Source organism: Halomarina ordinaria (assembly GCF_030553305.1).
GTDB classification, from domain to species: Archaea; Halobacteriota; Halobacteria; order Halobacteriales; family Haloarculaceae; genus Halomarina; species Halomarina ordinaria.
Window position 1 is genome coordinate 372,156 of record NZ_JARRAH010000001.1, and the last position, 15,543, is coordinate 387,698.

At 69.7% G+C, this 15,543-nt stretch carries 20 protein-coding genes; 10 read left to right on the top strand and 10 right to left on the bottom strand.

Annotated elements, in window-relative coordinates; translation table 11 throughout:
* Positions 1-4 precede the first annotated feature (4 nt).
* Entirely contained in the window at positions 5-916 is a 912-nt protein-coding gene (locus tag P1Y20_RS01980; protein ID WP_304446981.1) for an HhH-GPD family protein, read from the bottom strand.
* 118 nt (positions 917-1,034) lie between these two features.
* Between P1Y20_RS01980 and tenA the strand changes: the two genes are divergently transcribed.
* Genes tenA through P1Y20_RS01995 form a run of 3 tightly spaced genes read left to right on the top strand, consistent with a single transcriptional unit; the run spans position 1,035 to position 2,730 of the window.
* Positions 1,035-1,697, top strand: a complete 663-nt coding sequence (gene tenA / locus P1Y20_RS01985; protein ID WP_304446982.1) for a thiaminase II — start codon at positions 1,035-1,037, stop codon at positions 1,695-1,697.
* Positions 1,694-2,365 (top strand): TenA family protein, encoded by a 672-nt coding sequence (locus tag P1Y20_RS01990; protein ID WP_304446983.1) that lies wholly within the window; start codon positions 1,694-1,696, stop codon positions 2,363-2,365. Before tenA ends, P1Y20_RS01990 begins: the two co-directional genes overlap by 4 nt.
* A 44-nt stretch (positions 2,366-2,409) precedes the next feature.
* Positions 2,410-2,730, top strand: coding sequence for a ribbon-helix-helix protein (locus P1Y20_RS01995; protein ID WP_304446984.1), 321 nt, complete (start codon positions 2,410-2,412; stop codon positions 2,728-2,730).
* Between the two features lie 227 nt (positions 2,731-2,957).
* Here P1Y20_RS01995 and P1Y20_RS02000 read toward each other — a convergent pair whose 3' ends face one another.
* The 3 genes from P1Y20_RS02000 to P1Y20_RS02010 all read right to left on the bottom strand — a co-directional run bounded on the left by P1Y20_RS02000 (position 2,958) and on the right by P1Y20_RS02010 (position 5,982).
* Positions 2,958-3,158 (bottom strand): hypothetical protein, encoded by a 201-nt coding sequence (locus P1Y20_RS02000; RefSeq protein ID WP_304446985.1) that lies wholly within the window; start codon positions 3,156-3,158, stop codon positions 2,958-2,960.
* A gap of 160 nt (positions 3,159-3,318) precedes the next feature.
* Positions 3,319-4,662: an aminotransferase class III-fold pyridoxal phosphate-dependent enzyme gene (locus P1Y20_RS02005; protein WP_304446986.1), complete on the bottom strand. Its 1,344-nt coding sequence runs from the start codon at positions 4,660-4,662 to the stop codon at positions 3,319-3,321.
* 63 nt (positions 4,663-4,725) lie between these two features.
* Entirely contained in the window at positions 4,726-5,982 is a 1,257-nt protein-coding gene (locus tag P1Y20_RS02010; RefSeq protein WP_304446987.1) for an MgtC/SapB family protein, read from the bottom strand.
* Between the two features lie 82 nt (positions 5,983-6,064).
* On the opposite strand from P1Y20_RS02010, the gene P1Y20_RS02015 reads away from it, so the two are divergent.
* Positions 6,065-7,300 (top strand): AI-2E family transporter, encoded by a 1,236-nt coding sequence (locus P1Y20_RS02015; protein WP_304446988.1) that lies wholly within the window; start codon positions 6,065-6,067, stop codon positions 7,298-7,300.
* Positions 7,301-7,404: 104 nt separating this feature from the next.
* Here the strand turns inward: P1Y20_RS02015 and P1Y20_RS02020 are convergent, their stop codons facing one another.
* Positions 7,405-7,692: a PadR family transcriptional regulator gene (locus P1Y20_RS02020; protein ID WP_304446989.1), complete on the bottom strand. Its 288-nt coding sequence runs from the start codon at positions 7,690-7,692 to the stop codon at positions 7,405-7,407.
* A gap of 194 nt (positions 7,693-7,886) precedes the next feature.
* On the opposite strand from P1Y20_RS02020, the gene P1Y20_RS02025 reads away from it, so the two are divergent.
* On the top strand, positions 7,887-8,168 hold the full coding sequence (locus tag P1Y20_RS02025; RefSeq protein ID WP_304446990.1) for an amphi-Trp domain-containing protein: 282 nt from the start codon (positions 7,887-7,889) through the stop codon (positions 8,166-8,168).
* Between the two features lie 290 nt (positions 8,169-8,458).
* Here the strand turns inward: P1Y20_RS02025 and P1Y20_RS02030 are convergent, their stop codons facing one another.
* Genes P1Y20_RS02030 through P1Y20_RS02040 form a run of 3 tightly spaced genes read right to left on the bottom strand, consistent with a single transcriptional unit; the run spans position 8,459 to position 10,173 of the window.
* Positions 8,459-8,605 carry a DUF8555 family protein gene (locus tag P1Y20_RS02030; protein WP_304446991.1) on the bottom strand — a complete coding sequence of 49 codons (147 nt, stop codon included), beginning with the start codon at positions 8,603-8,605 and terminating at the stop codon, positions 8,459-8,461.
* Positions 8,606-8,660: 55 nt separating this feature from the next.
* Positions 8,661-9,587: a DUF1028 domain-containing protein gene (locus tag P1Y20_RS02035; RefSeq protein ID WP_304446992.1), complete on the bottom strand. Its 927-nt coding sequence runs from the start codon at positions 9,585-9,587 to the stop codon at positions 8,661-8,663.
* Positions 9,588-9,633: 46 nt separating this feature from the next.
* Positions 9,634-10,173: a DUF7528 family protein gene (locus P1Y20_RS02040; protein ID WP_304446993.1), complete on the bottom strand. Its 540-nt coding sequence runs from the start codon at positions 10,171-10,173 to the stop codon at positions 9,634-9,636.
* A 31-nt stretch (positions 10,174-10,204) separates the two neighbouring features.
* Between P1Y20_RS02040 and P1Y20_RS02045 the strand changes: the two genes are divergently transcribed.
* From P1Y20_RS02045 to P1Y20_RS02055, 3 genes are all read left to right on the top strand, one after another.
* A complete protein-coding gene (locus P1Y20_RS02045) occupies positions 10,205-10,912 on the top strand; it encodes a DUF7117 family protein (RefSeq protein WP_304446994.1) in 708 nt (235 codons plus the stop codon).
* 278 nt (positions 10,913-11,190) lie between these two features.
* The gene (locus tag P1Y20_RS02050) at positions 11,191-11,982 is read left to right on the top strand and encodes an SDR family oxidoreductase (RefSeq protein ID WP_304446995.1); all 792 of its coding nucleotides are present in this window, start codon (positions 11,191-11,193) and stop codon (positions 11,980-11,982) included.
* Between the two features lie 47 nt (positions 11,983-12,029).
* On the top strand, positions 12,030-12,374 hold the full coding sequence (locus P1Y20_RS02055; RefSeq protein WP_304446996.1) for a cupin domain-containing protein: 345 nt from the start codon (positions 12,030-12,032) through the stop codon (positions 12,372-12,374).
* 105 nt (positions 12,375-12,479) lie between these two features.
* Here P1Y20_RS02055 and P1Y20_RS02060 read toward each other — a convergent pair whose 3' ends face one another.
* Positions 12,480-12,977, bottom strand: coding sequence for an NUDIX domain-containing protein (locus tag P1Y20_RS02060; RefSeq protein WP_304446997.1), 498 nt, complete (start codon positions 12,975-12,977; stop codon positions 12,480-12,482).
* Complete coding sequence (locus P1Y20_RS02065) at positions 12,977-13,915, bottom strand: bifunctional methylenetetrahydrofolate dehydrogenase/methenyltetrahydrofolate cyclohydrolase (protein WP_304446998.1); 939 nt, start codon at positions 13,913-13,915, stop codon at positions 12,977-12,979. Before P1Y20_RS02065 ends, P1Y20_RS02060 begins: the two co-directional genes overlap by 1 nt.
* A gap of 198 nt (positions 13,916-14,113) precedes the next feature.
* On the opposite strand from P1Y20_RS02065, the gene P1Y20_RS02070 reads away from it, so the two are divergent.
* Positions 14,114-14,494 (top strand): hypothetical protein, encoded by a 381-nt coding sequence (locus P1Y20_RS02070; protein ID WP_304446999.1) that lies wholly within the window; start codon positions 14,114-14,116, stop codon positions 14,492-14,494.
* 55 nt (positions 14,495-14,549) lie between these two features.
* On the top strand, positions 14,550-15,542 hold the full coding sequence (locus P1Y20_RS02075) for a DUF4352 domain-containing protein (RefSeq protein WP_304449451.1): 993 nt from the start codon (positions 14,550-14,552) through the stop codon (positions 15,540-15,542).
* Position 15,543 lies beyond the last annotated feature (1 nt).

Below are 15,543 nucleotides of genomic sequence, written 5' to 3' on the forward strand. Positions count from 1 at the left end.
GCCGTCAGCGACTGAGCCGGGCGACGTCGTCGTCGACGCTCACCAGGCCGTCCGATTCGAGGTCCGACAGGAGGTCGGTCAGCCACTCCCGGCCGTGGGTCCCCTCGGGGGTGTAGTCAACCCGGACGCGGTGGCCGAGCGCGTCCAGTTCGAGCGCGCCGTGCTGGCGGAGCGCGCGGACGACCCGCCCGCGCATCTGGCGCCTGCTCCCGTCGAAACTCGGTTGCGTCGGGACGTCGGGGGCGGTGAAGTCGCCCGTCTCGTAGGCGCGACACCACGCCCGCCAGGGACACCCCGCCTCGTCGCAGCGCGGCGTCTTCCCGCACGCCACCCCGCCCAGTTCCATGACCGCGTTGTTCCAGACGCGGGACTCCCCCGCGGGCAGCAGTTCGTTCGCGGCCGCCTCGAACGCCGCGTCGTCGTCGGGGACGTCGAACGCGCGGTAGAGGACGCGCTTGACGTTCGTGTCCACCACGGCGTTCCCGTTGTCGAACGCGAAGCTCGCCACCGCGTTGGCGGTGTACGGCCCGACGCCGTGGAGGTCCTGCAGGCCGTCGGGCGTCGTCGGGAACTCGCCGTCGTGGTCCTCGACGACCTGGCCAGCGGCGGTGTGGAGGTACGTCGCGCGGTTGTTGTAGCCGAGGCGGTGGTCGGTCCAGAAGCCCACCACCTCGGAGCGGTCGGCGGCCGCGAGGTCCTCGACGGTCGGCCACTCATCGAGGAACTCGCGGTAGGCCGCCTCGACCCGCCCGAGCTGGGTCTGCTGGCTCATCACCTCCGAGACGAGGATGCGGTACGGGTCGGTCGTCTCGCGCCAGGGGAACGAGCGGTGGTCGGCCTCGTACCACTCGACGAGCGCCGCGCGCACCGTATCGGTGTCGTCGGGGAGCGAGAACGAGGCCGCGGGGTCGGTCATCGTCGACCCCTCGCCCGGGAGGCGTTTAGCGGTGGTGGTTTCCCGCTGTCGACCTCGTTGAAACGCCGTGGTACAAGCCGGTGGTAACGCTTTACTCCCTCCTCTCCCGACTCCCCGCATGGCCTTCACGGACGAGTTGCGCGAGGTGGCCGAACCCATCTGGGCGGCGACGATGGACCACCCGATGGTTCGGGGTATCGGCGACGGGACGCTGTCCGAAGAACCGTTCCGGCAGTGGGTGTGCCAGGACTACGTCTACCTCGTCGAGTACGGCCGGGTGTTCGCGCTCGGGGCGGCCCACGCGCCCGACCTCGACCGGATGGGCCGGTTCGCCACGCTCCTCCACGAGACGCTCGACACCGAGATGGACCTCCACCGGTCGTACGCCGCCGAGTTCGGCATCTCGGAGGCCGACCTCGAGGCGACCGAACCCACCCCCACCACGCGGGCGTACACCGACTTCCTCGTGCGCTCGGGCTACGAGGGCTTCGGCGAGACGGTGGCCGCGCTCCTGCCGTGCATGTGGGGGTTCAACGAGACGGGACGACGGCTGGCGGCCGACGGCCTCCCCGACCACGAGGGGTACGCCGAGTGGATACGCACCTACTCCGACGAGGAGTTCACCGAACTCGCGGCGTGGTGTCGCGAACTGATGGACGACGTGGCCGCCGACGCCTCACCCGAGGCGCGCGAGGAGTATCGGGAGCTGTTCCTCACGTCCTCGCGGTACGAGTACCTGTTCTGGGACGCCGCCTACCGCCGGGAGGAGTGGCCGCTATGACCGACGACCGCCTCACCGACCGCCTGCGCGCGGCGACGGGCGACGACTGGACGGCGGCCACCGACCACCGCTTCGCGCGCGAACTCCACGCGGGGACGCTCGACGACGCCGTCTTCCGCCACTACCTCGTCCAGGACTTCGCGTTCGTCACCACCCTCGCCGACGTGGTCGCCCACGCCGCGGCGCAGGCCCCGACGCTGGAGGCGAAAGCCGACTTCGCCGGCTTCCTCGGCGCGGTGACGACCGACGAGACCGACTACTTCCGCCGGGCGTTCGACGCCCTCGCCGTCCCCGAACGCGACCGGACCGACCCGACCCTCGACCCCGTCACCGAGCGCTTCGGGGACCTCCTGCTCAGGGGGGCGCTCGACGGCGGCTACGCCGAGACGCTCGCCGTCCTCGTCCCCGTCGAGTGGGTCTACCTGACGTGGGCGAGCGGGGAGGGTGAACGCCCGGAGCAGTTCTACCTCGCGGAGTGGGTCGACCTCCACACCGGTCCGGCGTTCGAGGCGACCGTGGGGTTCCTGCGCGACGAACTCGACGCGCTCGACGGGTCGCTCTCGCCGGCCCGCGAGCGCCGCCTGACCCGCCTCTTCCAGCGGGCCGTCGAGTACGAGGTGGCGTTCTTCGACGCGGCCTACGAACGCGCGGCGCCGGTCGAGGACTGACCCACTAACGCAACGGGTTTCCCTCCGGCACGACAGGTGACGCCATGAGCCTCGACGACCTCAACGACGCGGTCCAGCGCTCCTACCGCGACCTCGGCGACGACCTGACCGTCGACCTCGACCGCGAGACGCGCACCGAACTCGCCTTCCTGACGACGATGCTCGACCCCGACGACCCGGACGAACTCGTCCGGCGCGCCCTCCACCAGTTCTTCCAGACGACCGTCGAGACGGGCCGGGCCGACTTCCACCTCAGAAGCGGCTTCGACGTCACCTACGACGAGTACCTCTCGGGGATGACCTACGAGGAGATGACCGGCGCGCCGAGTCCCCCCGAGAACGACGGCCGACGCTACCAGTTCTAGACACCCACCTTTTTCACGGGAGCCTCGGCACGGCTTCGCCGCGCCTCACCCCCCGTCAAAAACTGGACGAAAAAGGCCGAGCGCTCACTCGCTTCGCTCGTTCGCGCCCGGTGCGAGTCGTCGTGTTCCCGCACCCGCTCCGCCGAGCGTCGGGTTCGGAGGGTCGATAGCCGCTCTCTCGGGTCGTCCTCTCCTTCGTACTGGTCGACGGTAGTGTTCCAATCCCCTTACTCCGCACACTCCGAGACGAGGCGCAGTTCCAGCGAGGCCTCACAGCCCGTACACGCGCCGCGCTCGATGACCTCCCGGACCAGCAGGTCGCGGAAACAGCAGGGACAGGAGACGCCGTCCATCGCACCCGGCAGGAACCGGAAGGTGTTCGACTCGCTCAACGCCACCTCGTGGGAGACCTCCGTGCCCGAACCCATGCTGCGTGGACGCACGGTTCACGCATAACTCTTTACCGCGAGAGTGACCGTCGTTCGGTGACGTTCGGGGAGAACTCGGCGCGTCTGCGCACCGCGCTCGGTGCAGACGAGCACGCGTACGGGTGCGGCACGGTCGTCGTGCCCCTCGTCTCGCCCCCACTCAGGCCGCCGTCGCGTCCGCGACGGCCGCCAGCAGCAGGTCGCAGGCGAGGGCTATCTCGCGCTCGGTGACGTCGAGGGGCGGCAGGAGGCGGAGGGTCTTGTAGCCACAGCCGAGCGTGAGGAACCCCCGGGCGAGCGCCGCGTCGATGACGTCGTCCCTGAGCGTCTTCGTCTCGAACTCGACGGCGAGCATCAGGCCGAGGCCGCGCACGTCGACGACACCCTCGGGGTCGGCGTCGCGCAGCGTCTCGACGCACTGGCGCCCGCGCCGGGTCGCGTTCTCCAGCAGGTCGAGGTCGGCGATGGCGTCGAGCGTGAGTGCCCCCTGCGCCGCTGCAACGACGTCGCCCGCCCCCCACGTCGAGGAGAGCCGGCTCCGCTCGGCCGGGAAGACGTCCTCGCGGGCGACGGTCGCGCCGACGCGGAGCGCCTTCGCGGCCGTGATGACGTCCGGTTCGATGGGGAAGTGGTCGGCGCCCCACATCTCCCCCGTGCGGCCCATCCCCGACTGTATCTCGTCGGCGACGAGCAGGAGGTCGTGTTCGGCCGCGAGGTCCGCCACCTCGCGCACGAACGCGTCGCTCGGGATGCGGTAGCCGCCCTCGCCCTGGACGGGTTCCATGACGAGGTAGGCGACCTCGTCGGGGTCGACGTAGCCCGACTCGGGGTCGAGCATGCGCCGGAGCTGGGAGGTGTCGTCCGCGAAGAACCCACAGGAACAGGTCGCGGGGGTGCAGCGGCGGTCGTCGCAGTAGGGGGCGTCGTGGATACCGGCGAGTTCCGGGTAGCCGCGGCGGTGGACCGCCTTCGAGCGGTTGAGCGAGAGCGCGCCGAGCGTCCGGCCGTGGAAGGCACCCTGGAAGGTGATGCCGTACTTCCCCCCCGACTCGTCGTAGCAGATCTTGATGGCGTTCTCGACGGCCTCGGCCCCCGAGTTCGAGAGGAACACGGTATCCATCCCGTAGTGGTCGGTCGCCTCGACGAGGCGCTCCATCAGGCCGGTGGGGCCGGGGAGCCCCTCGTCACCGACGCCCTCGCCGCTGACGTAGAAGTCCTGGCCGGCGATCTTCAGCGGGTCGACGAGGTCGAACTCGCGCAGGCGGTCGAGGAGGTAGGGGTGGTTGTAGCCGAGGGGCGCGGCGCCGACGTGACTCGTGAAGTCCATGAGGACGTTCCCGTCGACGTCGGTGCAGAACGGGCCGTCGGCCTCACCGGTGAGGTCCCAGACGAAGTCGTAGACGTAGGTGGTGGTGGCGGCGTGCTCTCGGTGGCGGGCGGCCCACTGCCGGGCGCGCTTGCCCGGCATCGACCGAACCGCCGGCGTCGTCGTCTCGCGGTCCATGAATCCGGTTGGCACTCGGGGGGTAAAGAAGGTCTTGTGTTTGCGGCAGTTGTTACGGGCGGGTTAGAACAGCAGGACCGCGCTCGCGGCCGTCGCGCCGACGGCGAGGCCGGCGCTCCAGACGGCGACCCGGTAGCCGAACGACCGGTCGGGGCTGGCGAGCGTGAGGGCGGCCTTCACGCCGACGCTGGAGACGGTGGCGACCAGCACGCCGAGGACGGCGGTGTTCGCGTCGAGCGCCCCGCCGTTGTAGAGGACGACGGCGGAGGTGGTGGCGCCGGCGCTGGAGACCAGCCCCGAGAGGGCGGCGGCGACGAGGAACCCGGTGTCGCCGAGGAGTGCGCGCGCCACGCCCGACCCCGTGAGGATGACCGCGAACAGCGCGCCGAAGCCGAGGGCGGTGCGCAGCGAGAACGGGCTGTCGAGTTCCACCTCGACGCTCTCGTCCCAGTCGGCGATGAACGCGGCGACGGCGACGCTCCCGACGACGAGGAGGCCGAGCGGGAGGACCAGGCCGAACAGCGGCCCCCGCCCGAGCGTGAACGCGAGGACGATGGCGAGGTTGCGAAGGGCCATCGCCGCGTCGGCCAGCAGGACGGCCGCGACGGCGTAGGAGACCGCCTCCGGGCGCTGGCGGACGTGGTCGAGCATCGTCCCCACCACCGCCGTCGAGGAGGCGAGGCCGCCGAAGAAACCCGTGACGGCGATGCCGCGACTCCCGTAGGCCTTCACGATGGCGTAGTTGACGATGCCGATGGCCGCGACGCTGACGACCAGCAGCCAGACGAGGCGGGGTTCGACGGCCACCTCGAGGTCGGCGACCGTCACGGTCGACTCGCCGGAGGGGAGCAGGGGGTAGACGACGAACGCGAGGACGCCGAACTCGACGGTCGAGCGGAGTTCCGAGCGGGTCAACCCCCACGCGAACCCGTGGAGTTCGCGCTTCAGGACGAGCAGGAACGACGAGAGCACGGCGACGGTCACGCCCGCCGTCACGTAACCGGACGCCACGAGCACCCCGACGCCGTAGGCGACGAGCATCGAGACGGCCGTCGTCAGCGACAGGCCCTCGTCGACGACCAGTCCACGGACCACCAGCGCGACCCCCTGGACCGTCACGAGGACGGCGCCGACCACGAGCAGGCCCTCGGAGTCGAGGACGGTGAAGACGGCACCCAGCAGCGAGATGAGCGAGAACGTCCGCACCCCCGCCGACCGGTGTGACCACTCCCGTTCGAGACCGAGGAACAGTCCCAGCGCCGCGGCGAGCAGCAACCGGGCGACGACCGGGTCGAGCAGCCCGGCGGTGTGTTGTGACATATGTAGTTATACATAGTGCTCAATACCTGATAAGCGCTCCTTCCGCCGCGGGGTTTTTGTTCGGCTCCCGGAATGAGAGGGTATGGACCCCCCGTCTCTCGACCGGTCGAAGGTGGCGTGGGTGGTGGTCGGCGTCGCCCTCGCCGGTGCGTTCGCGCTCGTCGTCTACTCGTTCGTGGGGACGTTCATCTTCGGACTCTTCGTCTACTACGCGACGCGGCCCGTCTACGAGCGCCTGAAGCGTCGCATCTACCCGCCCAGTCTGGCCGCCCTCGTCTCGCTGTTCGTCCTCGCGCTCCCGGCGCTCTCGCTGTTCGCCTACGTCGTCGCCGTCGGTATCCAGGAGTACCAGCGCCTCTCCGTCCGCGAGGGCATCGACCTCGGCCCGCTCGAACCGCTCATCAGGCCGTACATCGACGTCTCCTACATCGTCGAGGACCCCCAGACGCTGCTCAACGACCCGACGCTCCGCGACTTCGCCCAGCAGGCGTTCAACGACGCCCTCGGCTACCTCGGGTTCATCGGGAACGCCCTCCTCCACGTGTTCGTCGTCCTCGCGCTCGCGTTCTACCTCCTGCGCGACGGCGGACGCTTCTCGCGGTGGTTCTACAGGCGCTTCGACGACCGACGGGGCATCCTCAGGGACTACTGCCGGGCGGTCGACACGGACCTCGCGAGCATCTTCTTCGGCAACATCCTCAACGCCGTCTTCACCGGTATCATCGGGGCCGTCTCCTACACGCTGTTGAACGAGGTCGTCCCCGGTCAACCGGTCCCCTACCCCACCCTGCTCGGCCTGCTGACCGGCGCCGCCAGCCTCATCCCCGTCGTCGGGATGAAACTGGTCTACTTCCCGCTCACCGGGTACCTGCTCGTCCAGCAGTACACGACCGGCGGGCCGCTCTGGTTCGTCGTGCTGTTCTTCGCCGTCTCGTTCGTCGTCGTCGACTCAGTTCCCGACTTCGTGCTCCGGCCGTACGTCTCCGGGCGGAACCTCCACATCGGCATGGTGATGTTCGCCTACATCTTCGGCCCGCTGCTGTTCGGCTGGTACGGTATCTTCCTCGGACCGGTGTTGCTCGTCTTCATCTACCACTTCGCGACGTTGGTGCTCCCGGAACTGCTCTCGGAGGGGTCGGTGCGCCCCTACAGCGTCGACCCCGGCGTCCTCCCGCGGTCGTTCGACCTGCCGGAGGGGTCGCCCGTCGAGACGGCGACGGTGGGCGACGACCCGGACCCCGACCGCGCCACCGACCCGTCGGGGACGCCCGGCGACGCGCCCCACCCGACCTCGAACCGCCCCTCCGACGGCGACTGACCCACGGTCCCGTCGCTCGTGCGACAGGAGACGGCCGACGACGCGAGAAGAGAGGTGAAGAGAGAGGCCGACGCGGTGGAAGGCCCCGACGAACGATGGGCGACTTACGCCTCGATTTCGCCGTTGAGGTACTGTTCCTCCCACTCCTGTCGGGCCGAGATCTCCCGGCGGCCGCGTCGAGTGAGCGTGTAGAAGTTCGTCCGCCGGTCGCGCTGTCCCTTCTCGACGAGTCCCTTCTCGACGAGCGTGTCGAGGTTCGGGTAGAGCCGTCCGTGGTGAATCTCCTTCTCGTAGTAGTCCTCGAGTTCCTCCTTGATGGCGAGGCCGTGGGGCTCCTCGCGCCCGGAGATGACGTACAGGAGGTCACGCTGGAAACCGGTCAGGTCGTACATGTGTGTTTTAAGATAATAATTCGACGGCGGTATAAACATGTCGGCCGAGGGCCAACCGTTCACTGCGACGGGGACCGAACCGCGCTACACGGCCGCGATTCGCGGGTCGGCATCCGACTCTTCCGTCTCGTCAAATCACGAGACGATGACCGTCCGGCGACCGACTTATCTTCCGCGCGCACCATCCCCCACACATGGAGGAAGTCCTCTTCAAGTCCGAACAGACCGAATCGCGCGCGACCATCGCCGCCCACCTCCGGGCGGTCGCGGACAAACTCGAGGCCGGCGAGGGTATCACGCTCTCGGACGGCGGCGAGTCGGTGTCGCTCGACGTCCCCGACCGACCCACCTTCGAGGTGAAAGCCGAACGCGAGACCGGGTCGGGGTCGCCCGAACTCAGCGTCGAGTTCGAACTGGAGTGGCGCGAGGGCGAGTCGAGCGGCGGCGGCGAGTCGGGCGGCCTCTCCGTCGAGTAACTCACACCCCTACCGCGCTCTCGACCGTCGCGCACACGGAGTCACGGGAACGAGAGAGCGACTGGCTCGTTCGTCGACGTCGACGGGCCGTTGGCTCGTCGGTCGGACGTACCCAGAACGGCCGCTCGGCTCGTGTATGGTAGTTCTCGGAAAGGAAAGCGGGCCCAGCGGGATGAAAACGCCCGCTCGGGCCCGCCGCCCTGAATTGGTCCCCGCTGACGCTTCGGCCCTCCAAGCGAAGCGTCATCAGACACAAGCCGTCACAGTGTTATAAACCTACCGGCACCGGCTCACATGTGTTCCTCTTCCAACACCCACCCGAGCGCCCGACGGTAGTGCGTGAAGAGTTGTCGGACGCCCTCGTGGCGCATGTCCTCGCTGTCGAGGTGCTCCTTGAGGAACTCGTACTGCTCGCGGACCTCCTCTTCGCTGCGCATACCTGACTCACCCGCGCCGGAACCAAAAGCGTGTGGCCGGCTCACGTCGCGCGATTCAGCGCCGTTCGAGCCGCGAGAGACCGTGCCAGAGCGCGTTCACGAGACGCGTCTCGCCCTCGCCCGCCGCGTCGTCCCACCCCCTCGCCAGTGCGTCCTCCAGCACGTCGAGGGAGTGGTTCTCGAAGTTGTTCAGCCCGCGGAAGTCCTCCAGCGCCGCGCGGGCGTCCTCGTCGAACGTCTCGCTCGGCGTCCCGTCGTAGAGGCCGAGGTCTGCCAGAATCGTCTCGACCCCGAGGGCCGCCTCGCCGCTCAGTTCGCGCGTCTCCTCGGGTTCGGCGCGCGCGAGGAGGGTGACGTCGTACAGCCGGAACACCCGTTCGAGTTCGTCGATGGGCGTCTCGTGGTCGTCGACGCGCACGTCTATCCAGCGGTCGTTCCCACCGTCGTAGCCGCCCTCGGGTTTGGCGACGTAGAGCGCGGCCGCCTGCTCGCCGCGCTTGTCGCCGCCCGCCTCGTTACCCGCTCGCAGCGCGGCCAGCAGGCGCTCTGGGAGGCCGCCGCCGGTCGCCTCGTAGGTCTCCGCCATCGCCGTCAGCGTCTCCGGCCCCTCGAGGATGTTGCCCTGTACGGTGTAGGTGTCCCCCTGGACGTCGTCGGCGTAGTCGAAGCACTCCTCGCCGGTGAACGCCGCAACCGAGCCGTCCTGCCCGACGACGCCCACCTGCCGGGTCGGCGCGTCCGGGTCGTCCGCGGTCAGCGCATCGACGACGTCGCCCGCGCGCTCGCCGTCGCGCAACAGGTCGAGGCCGTCCGGCCCGTAGGCGACGTTGGCGAAGCTCTGGGTGGCGACGGCACCGGCGTCGGCCGCGGCGAAGGGGACGACGGCACCGACGCCGACGAACTTCGAGTGGACCGCGACGCCGACCGCGTCCGTCTCCGGGTCGCGCGCGACGATGGAGAACGTCGATGGGCTGGGCTGCATGGTCGCGTGTTCGACCTCACCGAGAAAAGCCTTCGTTCGTGACGGTTCACCCCTTTCGGGCGGTCAACGGTTGCTTGCTGACCATCCGGCAGTCGAACGCTGGGTGCTCCACGAGGTGCCAGACGAGCATGTGGCGCCGCCCACCCGAGACTCCCTCGACGTCGACTGCGGTGAAGGTCTCCGGGAGGTCGTCGTACAGGCCACAGAGCGTGCCGAAGGCGTCGAACACCTTCCGATGCCCGGCCGAGTCGGCGCGCCGACGCGAGACGACGTACGTCCCGTCGGGGCGGTGCTCGCCGACGGTGTGGACGAACTCCTCGGTGCGACGGAGGGCGTCGTCGAGCGAGGTGCGTAACGCACGCGCTTCGGTGTGCGAGAGCCGGTGGGTCGCATCGTCGAGGCGAACGACGACGACGGGGATGTCGTCGTCGTCGACGGTACTCGTCGCTCTCGCGACCGGTGAGGACTCAGTTCGCGGGTATTTCTCGACCAGGAGCGCGGGTACTCCGAGGCATGGAACGACGTTCTCCCGCGGACGGAATAAACCCTGTCGGTCGGACAGGTCGACCCGTCGCGGACCACCCACGGTTTTCCCCCCAGCGGGGCATAGACCGGGTATGAAGGTCCGGGGACGACGCGAGTGCAGCCAGTGTGGGACCCGGTGGTCGTACTACGAGACCGGCGAGGTGTCCTGTCCGGAGTGCGGGAGCCTCCGCAGCCGGGGGGTCGACGGGCGGACCCGCCACACCGACGCGCCGGTCACGCTCGACCTCACCGAGGCGCGCGCACGTGCCGACGACGACTTCGACGCGGCGGTCGACCTGGCCGCCGAGCGGTGCCGCGAGTTCACCCGCCGGTCGGGGTTCATCAACGAGGGGGAACTGAAGCCGCTCTCGGAGACGTACCTCGCGGCGGCGGAACTGGCCGCCGCCGCCCGCGAGGCCGGTCGGCGGATGCGGACCGACGAGGCGGCCGAGCTCTACCTCCTGCGTCTACTCCGGGGCACCGACCTCGACGAGCGTCCCGCCCCCGACGCGGTGCCGTCGTCGCTCCGCGCGGCGCGTGGCCTCGCCTACGCGAACGCCGTCCTCGCGTACCGGCGCGACGCGGTGACCGTCCTCGAGGACGACCCCGACCCGGTCGCCAGTCGGGTGCTGGGCACGCTACGCGACCACGCGAAGCGCATCGAGGCGCTCGACGGCGACGTCGACCCGGCGGAGAGCGAGCGACTCGCGCGGACGGCTCAGGACGTCGGGACGTACCTCGTCGAGGGCGACGAGGGGGCGCTGGCCGCGGCGCGAAACCGCCTCGACGCCATGGCGTGAGGCCCCCGTCGGTCGACGCGGTCGCTCACAGGACCCGTGTGGCGTACAGGCCGCCGTTCTCGCTGCCGACGGCGGGTGGCGGCGCTCCGGCCCAGTTCGTCCGTCGGTGGCTCTCACACCATACGTCGGGTGGTCCCGTCCCGGTACTTGAACTCACGCGCTCGCGGGCGAGACGTTCGGCGTCGCAGAACCAGCGGCCGACGCCCGCCGAACGACACCGGAGTCAACCGAGGGCGTCCGTCACCAACGGATAAGTCCCCGCCGGAACAGCGGGAGGTATGGACCTCGAAATCGAGGGGAACACGGCACTGGTGACGGCGTCGAGTAGCGGTCTCGGGAAAGCCTCGGCGAAAGCGCTCGCACGGGAGGGCGCGAACGTCGTCGTCAACGGGCGAAGCGAGGAGTCGCTCGCCGAGGCGGTCGAGGAGATAGAGCGGGTGGCGACCGGCGAGGTCGTCCCGGTCCGGGCGGACCTCACGGACCCCGACGACGTCGAGGCGCTGGTCGCGGCCACTGTGGAGGCGTTCGGCGGCCTCGACCACCTCGTGACGAGCGCCGGCGGTCCTCCCTCCGGGCCGTTCCTCGACACCGACGACGAGGACTGGTACGCCGCCTACGACCTGCTCGTCATGAGCGTCGTCCGCCTCGTCCACGCCTCGGCGGAGCACCTGGCGGCCGACGGCGGCGGCACCCTCGTCACCATCACCTCGCGGTCGGTGAAGGAGGCCATCCCGTCGCTCGTGCTGTCGAACGCGGTCCGGATGGGCGTCATCGGGCTGGAGAAGACGCTCTCGACGGAACTGGCCCCCGAGGTGCGCTGTAACGCCGTCCTCCCCGGTCCCCACGAGACGCGGCGCATCCGGGAACTCATCGAGCAGGGCGTCGAGCGCGGCGAGTACGACTCCTACGAGGAGGGGCTGGACGCGCGCGGCGCGTCGAACCCGCTCGGACGCATCGGCGACCCCATGGAGCTGGGTAACACCGTCGCCTTCCTCTCCTCGCCGCTCTCGGGATACATCAACGGCGTCGCCGTCCCCATCGACGGGGGCCTCGGCGACTCGAACCTGTAGGTCACCCCTATCGGTACGCTCTTTTTCCGGGCAGGTGACGGGAGCGCATGGAACCCGTCGAGTTCGACGCGGCAGCGACGTACGAACCGGAGGAGGGCTGGCGGCGCGTCTCCCTCGCGGGGAGCGACGCCTTCACCTTCGAGTGGTTCGAGAAACCCCCTGGCCACGCCTCGCCGATGCACGACCACGAGAACGAGCAGGTCTGTCTCGTGCTCGCGGGCGAACTGACGATACACACCGAGGGCGACTCGGTGACGCTGGGACAGTACGACTCGGTCTGGCTCGACGCGTGGGAGGCCCACCGCGTCGAGAACACGGGCGAGGAACGCGCCGTCGGCCTCGACGTCTTCGCGCCGGGGCGGTCGTTCGACTTCTGGACGGACCGCGACTGAGGTGCCTCGCACGCGCCGAGGTGGAGGGGGTCGGGGCGGTGACGAGCGTCGTCGTGCGGCGAGCGTGACGTCCCGGACGCCTCGTCCCATTCTCTCGAACCGCCGCTACCCCTCGAACAGCGCCGTCACCATCTCGCGCTGGAACGTATCGGCGGGGACCGTCCCGTGCCAGGCCACGTCCTCGATGGCCTCACCCTCCAGTCCCGGGTCGTCGGCGAGGCGGGTGTGTTCGGGGGTCGCGTGGAAGGCGACGAACGCGACGTCGAACGCCTCGTCCGTCGCCGCGTTGCGGAACGTCTGCTCGACCACCGCACCCAGACCCGTCACCTCGACGGGGACACCCGTCTCCTCGTACACCTCCCGGGCCGCCCCCTCGGCGTGGCGTTCGTCGGGTTCGAGCATCCCGCCCGGCAGGAGCCACTGCCCCCGCTGTCGGACGAGCAGCAGGCGTCCCGCGTCCACGACCGCCGCGCCGACCCCCCACGCGACGTCTCCCCGGTCCCGGACGGACTCCCACTCCGCGGCGGGGAGGGAGACCGTCGCCGCGAACCGGGCGACGTCACCCGCGGCGGCGGCGACGAGTTCCTCCGGCGTCGGGGTCACTACGGGAGGTCGACGGCCACTCCTTCCTGCTCGCTGGCGGCCTTCACCGTGTTGTAGAGCAACATCGCGCGCGTCATCGGCCCGACGCCACCGGGGACGGGGGTGATGGCGCTGGCTTTCTCTTTGGCGCTCTCGAAGTCGACGTCGCCGACGAGTTCGTAGCCCTTTCCCGTGTCGGCATCGTCGGACGGAGTCCGACTGCCCGCCGAGCTTCGCTCGGCGACGTCGACGCGGTTGACGCCCACGTCGATGACCGTCACTCCCTCCGAGAGCATACTTCCATCGAGCATCTCGGGGACGCCGGCGGCCGCGACGACGATGTCCGCTTGCCGGGTCTTCGCCGCCAAGTCCTTCGTCCGGGAGTGACAGACCGTCACCGTCGCGTTCCCTCCCGGCTGTTTCTGGAGGAGGAGGTTGGCCATGGGTTTGCCGACGATGTCGGAGCGCCCGACGACGACGGCGTCTTTCCCCTCGGGGTCGACGTCGGATGCTTCGAGGAGTTTCTGGACGCCGTGTGGAGTACAGGGTTTGTAGCGGGCGTTTCCGGCCACTAATCGCCCGACGTTCTCGGGGTGGAAGCCGTCGACGTCCTTCGCGGGGTCGATGGCGCGCAACACCCGGCGCGTCTCGACGTGCTCCGGGACCGGCATCTGCACCAGGATTCCGTGCACCGACGGGTCACCGTTCAGCTCGTCGATGGTGTCGTAGAGTTCGGACGCGTCGGCCTCGGGGTCGAGTTCGACGTGGGTTCCGTCGATGCCGACCTCCTCGCAGTCGCGCTGTTTCATCGAGACGTACGTCTGGCTCGCGGGGTCGTCGCTCATCAGGACGGTGGCGAGACCGGGCGTGTGTCCCGCGTCAGCGAGCGTCCCGATGGCGTCCGCGAGGCCGTCTCGAACGTCCGCGGCGACGGCGTTCCCGTCGATCAACTCGGTCATACCCGAACGGCCGGGACCGGACACCTTCAACGCTCGGGTCCGTGCTCACTTCTGGGGTCAAAAACGCGAATTGTGCGCACGTTCGTGTATCGAACCGGCCGGTATCGGGGTGAACCCTGCGGGGGATACGGGCATCGCGTTGGAATGCGTTACGGTACCACGACTCTAGGAGTGCCGGGTGGGCCGGGGTGGGACGTCGTGAACCGGTTGCCGTTCGTCCGCTCGCTAGCGTACCACACTCGGCGCGTCCTCGGCCGGCCGGTGCGGACGGGGATGACGGTCGTAGTGGGTATCGCCTTGCTCGTCGGGGGGTACCTCCTCGCGTTCGAACGAGAGGCGCTGCTGAGCGTGGTCGAGCGCGAGACGGTGAGCGTCCTCGACGTCCTCGCGCTTGCGACCCGTCGAACCGTCCCCCTCGCCCTGTCGTCGTTCACGGCCACGGGACGGCCGACGCGAGGAAACTCCACGGGGAGACATCACACTCGGTGGACACGTATCATCGGGCGACTCTCACGAACCGTCGAATCCGGGCGCCGACGGGTCGAGAACGGTGAGTCACACGCCGCCGTGAAAATGTAAACGTGTTTACAAAGGCTTTTACGCGGGAACCCGATACTCCCGCGAAACGGTGGCCATGAGAGGCAGACAGTCCGATATCACGCGACGGGAGTTGCTACTGGGGGGTGCGACGGCGGGGACGGTGGTCCTCGCCGGGTGTGCGTCGGGAGACGGGTCGCTCGGCGGGGGGTCGGCGCTCGGTAACGAGACGACGCCCACGGCGGCGGGCGACGGTCCGGTGGGGGTGGGCCGGGCGCTCACCGACGGCGCGTCGACGATGGTGGTCCGCTCGGTCGAACGGACGACCGACGTCGGCGGGTCGAGCGCGCGCGAGGGGTGGACGTACCTCGTCGTCGACCTCGCGGTGAAGAACGAGAGCGAGTCGGTCGTCGCGTTCGGTGGCTTCGTCGGGGGCGTCGTCCGCGACGGGTCGGGCGAGACCTACGAGCGTTCGGGGGCGACCGGCGACGGCGGTGGCGCGCTGGCGAGCGACCACCTCGTCCCCGGGGAGGTGGTCCGCGGCCCGCTGGTGTACGAGGTACCGGCCGATGCGGAGGACCTGACGCTGGTGTTCGACCTCCGGGGGTACGACGGGTTCGACCACGACCGCGTCGAGGTCGACCTGGACGACCGGGTGGCCCGGCCGGCCGTCCTCGACCAGGACCTCGCGGTCGAGGTCCGCGAGCCAGGGTCGGACGTCACCCGCGAGGGCGTGACGGTCGCCGTCGAGGCGGTCCGGACGGCGACGGGTGGCGTCACCGCGGCGCCGGAGGGCACGGAGTACGTGATTCCGACGCTCCGCGTCGAGAACCGCGGTGACGAACCGCTCGTCGTCTCGAACGACCTCCAGACGGCGGTGAAAGACGGCACCGGTCGCGCCCACGAGCGGGCGCTCTCCGCCACTGCCGCGCTCCCCGAGCCGTTCGACGACGACGCGGCGGTCGCTCCCGGGGACGCGCGGCGGGGTGAACTCGCCTACGCCGTCCCGACTGACGCAGAGCGGGTGCTGTTCGCCTTCGACGTCACCGCGCTCGCCCCCGGCGCGAAGGAGTTCTGGGCGCTCCGGTAGG